The sequence below is a fragment of the Aquimarina spongiae genome, assembly GCF_900141785.1.
Classification (GTDB): Bacteria; Bacteroidota; Bacteroidia; order Flavobacteriales; family Flavobacteriaceae; genus Aquimarina; species Aquimarina spongiae.
The window spans coordinates 541,026-553,537 of sequence record NZ_FQYP01000002.1; the positions used below are offsets into that span (position 1 = coordinate 541,026).

14 protein-coding genes are annotated in these 12,512 nt (G+C 35.4%); 4 read left to right on the forward strand and 10 right to left on the reverse strand.

The genetic code is table 11. From position 1 onward, the window contains the following. Positions 1–8 precede the first annotated feature (8 nt). From BUE24_RS07190 to BUE24_RS07200, 5 genes are all read right to left on the reverse strand, one after another. A complete protein-coding gene (locus BUE24_RS07190) occupies positions 9–680 on the reverse strand; it encodes a response regulator (protein ID WP_073315289.1) in 672 nt (223 codons plus the stop codon). A gap of 106 nt (positions 681–786) precedes the next feature. Further along, positions 787–2,838 carry a tetratricopeptide repeat-containing sensor histidine kinase gene (locus BUE24_RS07195; protein WP_073315290.1) on the reverse strand — a complete coding sequence of 684 codons (2,052 nt, stop codon included), beginning with the start codon at positions 2,836–2,838 and terminating at the stop codon, positions 787–789. Positions 2,839–2,963: 125 nt separating this feature from the next. Further along, on the reverse strand, positions 2,964–3,122 hold the full coding sequence (locus tag BUE24_RS23910) for a hypothetical protein (RefSeq protein WP_170864568.1): 159 nt from the start codon (positions 3,120–3,122) through the stop codon (positions 2,964–2,966). Positions 3,123–3,179: 57 nt separating this feature from the next. Continuing rightward, on the reverse strand, positions 3,180–3,335 hold the full coding sequence (locus BUE24_RS23915) for a hypothetical protein (protein WP_170864569.1): 156 nt from the start codon (positions 3,333–3,335) through the stop codon (positions 3,180–3,182). A gap of 413 nt (positions 3,336–3,748) precedes the next feature. Then, on the reverse strand, positions 3,749–4,486 hold the full coding sequence (locus BUE24_RS07200; protein ID WP_073315374.1) for a LytR/AlgR family response regulator transcription factor: 738 nt from the start codon (positions 4,484–4,486) through the stop codon (positions 3,749–3,751). Between the two features lie 471 nt (positions 4,487–4,957). Here BUE24_RS07200 and BUE24_RS07205 point away from each other — a divergent pair, with 471 nt between their 5' ends. Continuing rightward, positions 4,958–5,638, forward strand: a complete 681-nt coding sequence (locus BUE24_RS07205) for an SIR2 family NAD-dependent protein deacylase (protein WP_073315291.1) — start codon at positions 4,958–4,960, stop codon at positions 5,636–5,638. A 104-nt stretch (positions 5,639–5,742) separates the two neighbouring features. On the opposite strand, the gene BUE24_RS07210 is transcribed toward BUE24_RS07205, so the two are convergent. Continuing rightward, positions 5,743–6,264, reverse strand: coding sequence for a heme-binding domain-containing protein (locus BUE24_RS07210; protein WP_073315292.1), 522 nt, complete (start codon positions 6,262–6,264; stop codon positions 5,743–5,745). 168 nt (positions 6,265–6,432) lie between these two features. Between BUE24_RS07210 and BUE24_RS07215 the strand changes: the two genes are divergently transcribed. Beyond that, positions 6,433–6,987 (forward strand): adenylosuccinate lyase, encoded by a 555-nt coding sequence (locus BUE24_RS07215; protein WP_073315293.1) that lies wholly within the window; start codon positions 6,433–6,435, stop codon positions 6,985–6,987. Between the two features lie 92 nt (positions 6,988–7,079). Next, entirely contained in the window at positions 7,080–8,423 is a 1,344-nt protein-coding gene (gene purB, locus BUE24_RS07220) for an adenylosuccinate lyase (protein ID WP_073315294.1), read from the forward strand. A gap of 233 nt (positions 8,424–8,656) precedes the next feature. Here the strand turns inward: purB and BUE24_RS07225 are convergent, their stop codons facing one another. The 4 genes from BUE24_RS07225 to BUE24_RS07240 form a co-directional block, all read right to left on the reverse strand. Beyond that, on the reverse strand, positions 8,657–9,262 hold the full coding sequence (locus BUE24_RS07225) for a DUF4252 domain-containing protein (RefSeq protein ID WP_084549435.1): 606 nt from the start codon (positions 9,260–9,262) through the stop codon (positions 8,657–8,659). 67 nt (positions 9,263–9,329) lie between these two features. Further along, positions 9,330–9,866 carry a DUF4252 domain-containing protein gene (locus BUE24_RS07230; RefSeq protein WP_073315296.1) on the reverse strand — a complete coding sequence of 179 codons (537 nt, stop codon included), beginning with the start codon at positions 9,864–9,866 and terminating at the stop codon, positions 9,330–9,332. Positions 9,867–9,926: 60 nt separating this feature from the next. Continuing rightward, positions 9,927–10,400, reverse strand: coding sequence for a hypothetical protein (locus BUE24_RS07235; RefSeq protein WP_073315297.1), 474 nt, complete (start codon positions 10,398–10,400; stop codon positions 9,927–9,929). Further along, positions 10,387–10,896: an RNA polymerase sigma factor gene (locus tag BUE24_RS07240; protein ID WP_073315298.1), complete on the reverse strand. Its 510-nt coding sequence runs from the start codon at positions 10,894–10,896 to the stop codon at positions 10,387–10,389. Before BUE24_RS07240 ends, BUE24_RS07235 begins: the two co-directional genes overlap by 14 nt. 149 nt (positions 10,897–11,045) lie before the next feature. Here BUE24_RS07240 and BUE24_RS07245 point away from each other — a divergent pair, with 149 nt between their 5' ends. Beyond that, positions 11,046–12,434, forward strand: coding sequence for a S41 family peptidase (locus BUE24_RS07245; RefSeq protein ID WP_073315299.1), 1,389 nt, complete (start codon positions 11,046–11,048; stop codon positions 12,432–12,434). The last annotated feature ends 78 nt before the right edge of the window (positions 12,435–12,512 follow it).

The window sequence follows — 12,512 nt, forward strand, 5'->3', positions numbered from 1 at the left end:
AGGATTTTTTATATGAATCCTCTTTTTCTTGCTTCTTCCAACAACTTTTGATCATCGGCCTTGGCGATAGAAAACATCTCTTTGATTTGATTCTTTCTTTTCTCGATAGCGCTTAAGGATAAGCTTACATAATTAGGTAAGTTCTTGGTTTTTACCCCTCGTGATAAGTGATACAGTATTTTTAAGTTCTTTTCATCCAAAGAGAACTTGTTGGTCATCATTTTTCTGAAATGATCATTCACTGTAGCACTGTAATACGCTTTTCCTTTTACAATATTATTAAAGGCTAATAGTAACTCGCTAGAAGTAAGATCACTCTTAATTAAGAATCCCGCAGGATTAATATTCTTTAAGATATTATGTATCCTATGATCCTCACGATGCATCGTTAATATGATAATCTTGGCTTTTGGTAATAACTCCTTGGCATGCTTAGCTAGATCTTCTCCAGAAGTAATTCGTCCATCTTCTGAGGGGGGTAACTTAATATCTACAAAAAGCATATCATAAGCGGTACCTTCTGCAGACTTGACGATCCTATCGTAGGCATCATCGCAATTGGATGCGATATCAATCTTGATTTGATACTCTTTTTGATTTTCTCCTAACAAGGTATTCTTATACCCTTCAATGATCATAGGGTGATCATCAATCATAAGAACTTTTAGCTTTTTTTTCATTTCAAAAATTTATGTTTATTAGTCTTCAAAACGAAGGTTATCCTAATTTAACTACAAAAGCAATTAAATAGTATAACGGTTCATAAAGAATTGTTGTTCGACATTTTTAAACCGGAACACTGACTGACACTGTTGTTCCTGCATTGGTATTGCTTAAAAACTGAACTACTCCACTCATTTGACTGACCCTTGAGGTGATATTCTTTAGACCAATTCCTTTTTTGACCTTGGTACTCTTGAATCCTATTCCATCATCCAAGATAGTAAGATTTATTTTATCTTCTATATAATCGAAATTAATTTTTATACTTTCTGCTTGTGCGTGTTTAAAAATATTCTGCAAAGATTCCTGTAAAATCCTGAATAAGTTGACCTTTTTCTGATCATCGATATGCTCCCAATCGATATTTTCGTCATTATTAAATTCGAAATTAATTTTGTTCACATCACAGAGATCGCTAATCAAACTCTCTACCGCATCGATATAAGCCACATCAGATGGCAAAGATTCTGTACCCAAATCGTGAGAAATCAAACGGATTTCCTTTTCTATAGATTTAAGCTCCTCAATATACTTGTTTCTGGCCTCGGTAAAGCCATCGTTGGCACGCTGGTTGATCCCATCCAGACTAAGACGTACCCCAAACAATCGACCCAATACCCCATCGTGTAACTCTTCAGACATCCGTTGTTGCTCCAGTTGTCGACCCTCTTCTAGCTTGATCTGTTGGTTGAGCAGTAATCGATAGATCTCCTGATTGGCTTCTTGCTGGGTTTGGGCGAACAATAACTCTTTATTACTTTGCTGCTGCCTAAAAATGATATACCCCAATAAGAATAAGGCAGTTAATCCCAGGATAGCGATGATTAGGATTTCGTTTTCTTTACTAATTTTTAGGTTTTTTTCTTCTATTTGATCTGTTTCGAATCGTATTCTAGCAAATTTATCCCTACTTAATCTTTCTTGATTTTGAATACTATCATTTAATTTAATATGTGCTAAAGCATATTTCAATGCTTCTTTATTATCTTTTGAAACTTCAGACAAAAACTCGTAGGACTTCAAAAGTTCTTCATTTTCCTTTAACTCCAATGCAATATTTTTAGATTTCCATCCATTTAAAATGGCTAAGCTATCATTACCAACAGATCTATAGTACTCAGCAAGATGCAGATGATTAGCAATAGAGCCTCTGGTATCCTTAATACTATCTCGAATCTTTAAAGCTTCATAAAAAAGCTCTGGAATATCAGCTGTATCTTTTGACAAAAAGTTAACATATCCCAAGTTATCCAATAAACGCGCATAGCGCTTAGGGTTTTTTCTTAAAAACTCTTTGTAGGACAAGGCCTTATTATAGTATTCCTTAGCTTTTTCATACTCTTTTTTAGATTTATAAGCGGTTCCAACATTGTTATATGATATGGTTCTCTGCAATGTTTCTCTTTCAGTACCAATATCAAACTCAATAGCTTTTAATTGATACTCAACCGCTTCATCATATCGTTCCATGTACTTAGCTAATGTCCCTAAATTGGTATAACAAATTGATAAGAACTTATCATCTTCTGCTAATTTAAAATTCTCTATTGCATTGATTGTAATTTTCTCGCTCTCACTATAATTTTTGGTTCGTTGTAAAAGTTGAGCTAAATCAATTAAAACTTTCCCTCTCTCATATGCTATTTTTTTTCTATCAAGATTTTCACTATTAAGGGATGAATAAATTTTTTCAGCTTCATAAAAATTCTTGTAGGCTATATCAATTTTTGTAGATCTATAAAATATCCCAAGATAAGCGTATGATTTAGCCATATTTAAAGAATCGTTCAAACTCTTTGCCAGTCTTAAAGCTTTCTCATTCATTTCTCTGTATCTATCATAATCGCTCAGTCCATAATACCCGAAAGAAATTTGATGTATTTTTGCTACTTTATAACTATCATCCGCTAAAGTGCTATAAATGTTATAAGCTTTTTCTAAATTATCTTTTCTTTGCTTTACAGTGTTTTCTCTGTTCTTAGCCTCTTCAATATAAGATTCGATCAAATTAGATTTTATAACTTTCTTTTCTATAACCTCATCACCATCATTACAGCCTACAAATAAAAATAAGACACTAATTCCAAAAAAATATTTAAACCAGAACCTTCGCATTATACTATTAATTTAAATCCTAAAATACAGAATATACTATTACAAAAAAAGAAGTTCTAGTATATTTTAGAACTTCTTTTTTTGTAATAGTATATAAGTGCCCGCTTTTTTAAGCAAAGTCATTTTTATTCTCCAGGTTTTACATTTCTGGCATCATCCTCAGTAGAAAAAAGATCATTATCATTAACCTCTATACCTATTTGCTCATCAACTGAATCTGTTTCACAAGCCATAAACATTCCTGTTAAAAATAGTACTGCGATTATTGTTTTTATAGTTTTCATAATATTTTGAGTTATAAGGTTGTTGTTATAAGTGTTGAAATTATATAGTTAGGAAATCTATTGTCCTGGAGATACCTCTTGGCTATCATCTTCTACCAAGAAAACTTCTTGATCTGATTCTAATCCTACCTCATCATTTACTGAATCAGCCTCACATGCGATAAAAAATGTACTTAAAAATAATATTGCGAATAAAGTCTTTATAGTTTTCATAGTTGTTGTCTTTTTATAGTTTAATACTTGTATTTTAAAACGAAAGTTGTTTAGGCTTTCGGGGGGTGATTTTAAAAAAAATCATTTTTATTCTGGGGCTCACTGTGCACGTGAAAAATAGTTTATGATTAATAGTAATTAAATTGTAACTACTTGATAACCTTGATTGTACACTACAAATGTAGGGCAAAATCCCGCGCGCGCCCAGAATAAATATGTACGTTTAGTGGATGAACAGAAGTTAGAAGTGGATGGACCGATTATACGGGTGAATGGCCAGATTTTAAAAAATGAGAAAATATATACGTATTTTCGTACAATTGTTAAAAGGTTTTAGTAAAAGCGGTTTTAACAAAAAAAACCGATAGATGTAGTTATCTATCGGTTAATGTTATAATAAAGCTATGTTAATATCAAACTTGTACCAAGCTATTCTTTGCCAAATTATCTTTGATCTCTTCTACCGTATTTTTGTAGGATTTTGAAAACGGTATCATATCATTTGTATTCTTTATCGCACATTTTGCTTTCCCAAAATGGATACGAGAAACATAACGTGTATTAATGATATAACTGTTGTGAATTCTTACAAAATGATCAGGCAGCAATTCCTGAAAATGTTTCAATGTTTTAAATGCTTCTACCTTGTTCCCATTACTCATAATAAAGTCAGTCGTATTGTTATCCGCCTTCAAATACAACACCTCTTCTACGTCTACAAATCGATAATCCCCATACGATTTGAAACATAAAGTGGTATCTGTGTGATGGTCGAAATCTTTTTCGAAACGCATCAAGGTTTTGGTAATCTGGCTTTTGCTTAATGGTTTTAAGATATAGTCCAATATACGATTGCGTATTCCCTCTATGGCATAGTCAGACGTTTTGGTAACCACAATAAACTCAGGCATATTAGATATGTACTTAGACAATTCTGTGGTTAAAGCATATTTTGTCTTCTCGCAATTATCGCCAGGAACCTCTGGTTCTAAGAAGACTAAACGAGGTCTTCTTTCCAAAATTAGATCCAATGCTTCCTGTTCATTTTTTGCAATTCCGGTGCAAATATAATCCGGTTTTTCTTCTAGGGCGATCTGGATTGTGTCCACGACGTTTTGATCATTATCAATGATTACATAGGGATATTTCATAGGGTATGAGATTAGTAAATTGGCGTTGGTAAATAAGCACTGCATTATTCTACTTACAAGATAGGATTTTTCGATTTTTTTATGATACGGTTTTACCGTAATATTAATACGGAAACCATTTGAAATCAATTAGTTACAAATTGTATTTTGTCGGGTTATATTAGCTTTTTATCGATGAAAAATAACCGGTATTCAAACGGAAAAAACTGGGTTTAAGTATGTTATTTTCAAAAAAGATGCAAAAATAAGGGTTGAGACACTAAAAATCATAGATAAAGAGTATGATTTTATAGTTTTTTAACACAAGTATTACCCTTCCCATCGTTTTTCTGATACCAAATGCAGCTCGTTTTTTACAATTTTAAGTACCTAAATAGCTCATTAAATTGTCTAAAAAAATGATCTTGGTTTTCCGGTGTTTGTAAAACATTTTAAATAGCTTTATCCTACTATACAGATACCTAATTATATATGAAGAAAAAAATAGTCGTACTTACAGGTGCAGGGATTAGTGCCGAAAGCGGCATCAGCACCTTTAGAGATGCCAATGGTCTTTGGGAAGGACACGATATTATGGAAGTCGCTTCCCCTATCGGTTGGCGCAATAATCCCGAATTGGTACTCGACTTTTACAACAAAAGACGGCAGCAACTACTTACTGTAGCGCCCAATGCGGGCCATAAAGCTCTGGTTACTCTGGAAGAAACTCATGATGTTACCATCATTACTCAAAATGTAGACAATCTGCATGAGCAAGCCGGAAGTTCACAAGTCATCCATTTGCATGGGGAATTACTAAAAGTAAGAAGTCAGTTTGATGAAAACCTGGTTCTGGACTGGAAAGAAGATCTAAACCTCGGTGATCTGTGTGAACATCAATCGCAATTACGTCCTCATATCGTGTGGTTTGGAGAAGATGTACCGATGATGGATAAGGCTATCACTATTACCGAAAGAGCGGATGTATTGCTAATTATCGGGACCTCGATGCAGGTTTATCCTGCTGCCGGTTTATTGCAATACGCTCCCTATCAAACTCCTGTGTATTTTATCGATCCTAATCCAGCGGTATCACCATCAGAGAAACTGACGGTAATTGCAGAAAAAGCCTCTACAGGAGTACCTAAGATCGTTGATCAACTATTAAACTAATATTAAAATGTTATTATTATAAAAAAATAATGTCACTCGAAGCCTGCAAACATGCAGGCTAAGAATGACAGGCGCTTTCAAAATAAGCAAATTGTTGTATCTGTTTATTTAGTGGTTAGGGTGTTGGATGTTTCTACTTGTAATGAATCTATTTCCTTAACATTTGTAGTATCTTCTTCTGGGATTATTGGCTTTTCTCTACGTTGTTTGGCCCAACTGATTAACCGTTCGGCGTCAGTATTCGACAATTCACCATGAATCCAGGTATATGGCTTTAACGGCATTTCCTTTTTCTCAATCTCTTCGATAAACTCTTCCAGTTTATGATCTTTTTGATTCTCAGTATAGGATTCCCATTCAGAAACATTGAAATGTTCTTTTCCCTCTTCAATTTGATACGCCATCCAATGCGAAACTGGGCTTACCTCCATATACCACGGATAACGTGTCACATTACTATGGCAATCATAGCATTGACTTTCTAAAATCGTTTGAACTTCTGGAGTGACTGCTGCCTGTTCTTCAAAAACCGTAATATTATCATAACTCGATTCATTTTTATCGGGTCTCAAAAACTGCGAAATCACAAGGGCTAGCAGTAGTAAGATAAAAAAGTTCTTGAGCATGATTGCTATATTTGATGGTCTTCGGTTACAGCAACAATAACGCTTTTAACAAGTAATTATTATTAGGATATGTGATTTTTGAAAGAACTAACTCCTATTCTACTCCTTTTTCAATTCATTTTTTCCTATTTTTCTTGCTGCAATCCTTATCCTATAATATAGGTAGTTATGATATCTCTAGAAGAACATATACAATCCATCAACCACTCACGAGAACAACGAAACGATTTTGCTCATCTCATCCTGGACAATACAGAATTGTTACCAGAGTTGTTGCAAATCTGCGCCCGGGTAAACGAAGAGATTTCGTGCAGAGCCTCCTGGGGTTTGGAGTTTTTATGCAAAAAGAATCTGACTGCCATTCTCCCCCATTTGGATCAACTGGTGGATTTGGTTCCAAAAGTCTACAAACACCCAGCTGTGCGACCTATGGCCAAAATATATGAGTACTTGATTCTCGCCTATTACAAAGCCAAAAAACCTGAGGTTAGACAGCATCTTACCCAAACACATCGTGAAAAAATAACCGAAACTTGTTTTGATTGGATGATCACGGACCAAAAAGTGGCCCCACAAGCCTATTCTATGACCTCTCTTTATCTTTTGGGCACTGAGTTTGATTGGGTACACCCCGAACTAAAAATAACGCTGGAAAACAATTATAATTCGGGTAGTGCTGCTTACAAAGCTCGATCGAGAATGATTTTAAAAAAACTCAGATAACTGACAAAGAAGTCTTTAAATTCTTTTTCTGTCATCAACTGTAAATCAAATCTTATATTTTATCTTTGCACCTTTCAAAAAAACACAACATTATGTCTACATTTCCTTTGCAAGCTATCTCTCCTATCGATGGACGCTATGCATCAAAAACCAATGCCTTGAGTGCATTTTTTAGCGAAGAAGCATTAATCAAGTATCGCGTATTGGTAGAAATCGAATATTTCATTGCTTTATGCGAACTACCATTACCTCAACTTAAAGATGTAGACACTAAGCTGTTTGACAAATTACGAGAAATATACACCACCTTTTCTAGTGAAGATGCGTTAGCTATCAAAGACATCGAAAAAGTAACCAATCACGATGTAAAAGCCGTAGAATATTTTATCAAAGAGCAATTCGATGCCTTAGGTTTACAGGAGTATAAAGAATTTATTCATTTTGGATTAACCTCGCAAGATGTAAATAACACGGCTATTCCACTAAGTATTAAGGAAGCGATGAGTAATGTATATATTCCTCAATATTTTGAAGTGCTGGAAAAATTAAAATCGTTGGTGAATGAGTGGGCTGCTGTACCTATGTTGGCTCGTACTCACGGGCAACCTGCCTCTCCTACTCGTTTAGGAAAAGAGTTTCAGGTATATGTTACACGATTAGAAGCGCAGTTTGATCTCCTAAAAGATATCCCAAGTGCAGCAAAGTTTGGTGGTGCCACAGGAAATTACAACGCGCACAAAGTTGCTTATCCCGATATCGATTGGAAAGCATTTGGAACCGACTTTGTACAGGAGAAATTAGGATTACACCACTCTTTCCCTACCACACAAATTGAACACTACGATCATATGGCCGCTTTATTTGACGGACTAAAACGAATTAATACTATCCTGTTGGATTTGGATCGTGATGTTTGGACCTATGTATCTATGGATTATTTCAAGCAAAAGATCAAAAAAGGAGAAGTAGGTTCTTCGGCTATGCCACACAAAGTTAATCCTATTGATTTTGAAAACAGTGAAGGAAATCTGGGTATTGCTAACGCCCTATTTGAGCACCTTGCTGCCAAACTACCAGTGAGCAGATTGCAACGTGACCTTACCGATAGTACGGTACTGAGAAACGTTGGTGTTCCTTTTGGACATACAATTATTGCTTTTCAAGCCACGCTAAAGGGATTGAATAAGCTACTGCTGAATGAAGAAAAATTTGCTGAGGATTTGGAGAACAACTGGGCGGTTGTAGCTGAGGCTATCCAGACTATCTTGCGTAGAGAAGGATATCCTAACCCATACGAAGCTTTAAAAGGATTAACCAGAACCAATGAAGCGATCAATCAAAACTCTATTGCTAGTTTTATCGATACTTTAGAAGTTTCGGATGCTATAAAATCTGAATTGAAACAGGTAACTCCTGCAAATTATACAGGGATATAGTCGCTTCGCTTCGACTACGCTCAGCGTACGTACGAAAACCTAAATAATATATATGAAAAGTACACTGAGCGGAGTCGAAGTGTACGATCGAATGATTACCCATTTAACGAACAATGTACACTTCGACTACGCTCAGTGTACGGCAAGCGTAGTCGAAGTGTACGCAATAAAAAAGCTTTGTCGGTCAGACAAAGCTTTTCTTGTTTTTTGATGTGATGAATGGCAGTTGACCACTAATCGAAGTTCTCTGCTATTTTTTTGAATGCACTTAGATCCATTTTATCCATGGATTTTGCTAATTTGGCAATATTTTCAGGCTTCATATTATCACCTAATACTCGTACAAGAGCCAATCCCTTTTCAGAATTGGTAGCAAATACGATCACTTCATCGATTTCTTCTTCATTACCCTGAAACTTGATGGTAGCTTTGGTCCCATTAGATCCCATGCGCATTAGGGTCTCGTATTTTTCACTGCTCAAGATCTTATTGATCTTCGCACTTTCTTCTTCAAATCTTCCTTGTAGCTCATCTGTAAGTTTTAATGCCAGGAAGTTTACCTTTTTGATGCTTTCTAAAGTTTCTTTTTCATCCGCAGAAAGTTCCACCTCATCTTTATCTAATAGACTAGAAGGAATGTCTACTGCGATAAAATCCTGATCATTCTGATGATCTACAAAATATTGTTGTAATGATGTTTCGCTGCTACAGCTAGCAAATACCAAAAGTGTTGCGGCTGCAAGGCAAGCGATTCTGATTAATTGTATCATGATTTTCATTTTTTTGGTTCCGATTACTCGGAGTAGTTGATTGTTTTTGATTGATGATGATGTTGCCATAATGAGTGGTATCAAACCTATGATTCAACACCACTCAAAAGGACAACGGATATATATAAAATAAGTCTTACTTATTCTTTTTTACGTTTTTAAGCTCTTCTCCACCAGGCACGTTTAAGTGATCAGCTATTTTAGAAACTTGCTTCAGGTCAATATCTCCGGTGATGGTTAATACTACTGTATCGGGCCCGTCTCCACTCTCTTTTACTCCATCCAGGAACATAAATAATTCGCTTACATGATCTTCGTCTCGACCTGGTTTAGAATAGAATTTTACATTTTTACCATCAGAGTTTACTCGCATCAATTCGTCTAGAGTAGACCCTTTAAGGTATTTAGAAACATCTGCTCTCATCTTTTTTCCGATTTCATCATTATCAGTAGCAAATACTTTGATATTCTTAATGTTTTCTACAAGGTTCATATATTCCTGCACCTCTGCATCGTTACTTTCTATATCGATTTTGCTTAATAGCTTAAACATTTTACTGGTTACGATTACAGACGATACGTCTTTCATATTTTCGTACTTATCAAATGCCCCTTGCGCGTTTGTGATGTAGGGTGCTATGGCAAAAACTAAAACTATTACTAACTTTTTCATAATTACTAACATTTAATTCCGGTTGTGTGTTGTTTGATCCGGAGTATGGATTTTTGTATTTTACTTTATTAATTTATTCGTGGTGTTTTCAAATTCATTGAGGTATACCAAATTTTGTTTGGCAGTCTCAAATTCGTTAAGGTACACCAGGTCCTTTTTACCCTCATTCATTAATTGCGAAACCATATTGAGGATCTTTTTGGTTTCTTGTAATGCTATTTCAGGATCTTCATAGGTTCCTAACTCCTCTGGTTGGGTGGGTGTCTTGGTAAAAAACAGCCCTGCAATAATTGCAACCGATGCTGCTACTCCCACCCACTTGTACCAATTGGTTTTCTGAACCGGAATATCAATATCCCTGGTAGCGGTTATATGGCTCTCTGCTGAAAAAAACTGAAACAAATCTTTGTATCTCTCCAAATGCGACGGCACAGTTTCTCCGGTAAAATAAACCTTTAATTCTTTTTCTTCAGAAATGGTCGTTTCGCCTTCAAAGTACTTTTCCAGTAGTTTTTCAATATTAGACAACTCCATAATTGTGTTTTTTTAATAATTCTTCTCTAATTTTTTTTCTTCCTCTAGATAATGCTACTCTCACAGCTGTTTCATTAATTCCTAGCATTTCTGCGATTTCTGCATTATCATATTGTTCTATATCTCTAAGCTGGATAATCATTCGCTGTTGTTCTGGCAAACCATTTAAGATTTTACCTACCCAATCCAGACTATCTTTTGCTTCAACTTGTCTTTGTAACGATGGTCGTTCATCTTTATAATTACTATGTACAATTTTTAGGTTGCCTGTTTCTTTGGCTTTTAATTTATCGTAACAGTAATTTTTGGTCATCGTCATCGCAAAAGCTTCTACATTTTTATATTCAGACATTTTACCTTTGTTCTTCCATAACTTCAGCAAAACCTCTTGCGTAGCATCTTCTGCCTCTTCATTACTCACCAGTAACCGTTTAGCTAAACGGAATAGTTTATCTTTAAAACCATTGGTAAGCGTTATAAATGCCTTTTCTTTCATTTTTTGATTGGTTGATGTAAAACTCCGTACTGTTTTATCAGTTTTTGGTAGCTTTATACAAGGGAGACGACTATGCTTGTAATTTGTTACAATCTTTTTTAAATTTATACTAAAGTCCCTATTTTTAACGCTATATATAAAAATATGCTATGAAGTACTTCAAATATTTTGTGGGTATGTTCCTTCTCGGAAGTATCACCACTGGATGTTTCGACGACAATGATGATGTTGTCCCTGTGGCCAGTGTTGCAGAAATCAATGATTTTATATGGAAAGGAATGAATACTTTCTATCTATATAAGGACGATGTTCCGGATCTGGCCAATAATCGATTTTCTTCTGAAGAGGAGTACAATAACTTTTTAAACAGCTTTGCTTCTCCCGAAGCTATATTTGAAGCTTTGCAATCCAATATAGATGAGTTTAGTTTTTTGGTAGCCGATTATGTGGCTCTCGAACAGTCTTTTGATGGATTGACGATGAACAATGGGATGGAGTTCGGTCTAATACGATATCCTGATGGCTCGGGCAATGTCTTTGGATATGTTCGGTATGTACTACCTAATACCGATGCAGAATCAAAGGGTGTAGAACGCGGTAATATTTTCAATACGATTAATGACACCCAAATTACCCAGGATAATTTTAGAGGATTAATAAATCTGGATTCGTACACCATCGGTCTGGCAACATTCGACGGTACCAATGTTACACCAACCGGAGCATCAATCTCATTAACCAAGGTACCTTATGTAGAAAACCCTGTTTTTATCTCAAAAACCATTAATAATGGAGGGAATCTTGTAGGGTATTTGATGTATAATGCCTTTACTTCTGATTTTGATGATGAACTCAATGCGGCAATAGGAGATTTAAAATCGGCAGGAATTACAGATTTGGTATTAGATGTTCGTTACAATGGTGGTGGATCGGTAGAATCTGCTATTGATTTGAGTAGTATGATTACTGGTCAATTTAATGGTGAAATCTTTACTGTTGATGAATGGAATAGCGAACTACAAAATCAATTTGGCCAAATACGACGATTTAACCAAGAAATAAAAACTGGAGAAGCTATCAATAGTTTAAACCTATCCAGAGTATATATATTAACCACAGGGCGATCTGCCTCTGCCAGCGAATTGGTGATTAATGGTTTGGATCCTTATATAGAGGTAATTCAAGTCGGGACCAACACCAGTGGAAAATTTCAGGCGTCCCGTACGGTTTATGATTCTCCGGATTTTGGAAGACAAGGTGCCAATTTGGGACACACCTATGCCATGCAACCTCTGGTACTTCGATCCATTAATTCTGTAGGATTTACGGATTATTTTGATGGCTTTACACCAGAAATCGAGATCGCAGAAGATTTTACTAATTTAGGCGTTCTTGGTGATCCCGATGAACCTCTTTTAAGAACTGCCCTAAACGCAATATCCGGTACAAGAATTGCCACAAAATCTCATACCGTTAAGCTCGAATCTATTGGAGACAGCAATATGTTTTCTCCAATATATGAGCGAATGTATGAATAATAATTCTGCAATAGTAACCTACTAATTAACAGTTGTTAGTATTGCGTTGTATTGGATAAAACCATATTTTTACAAAAA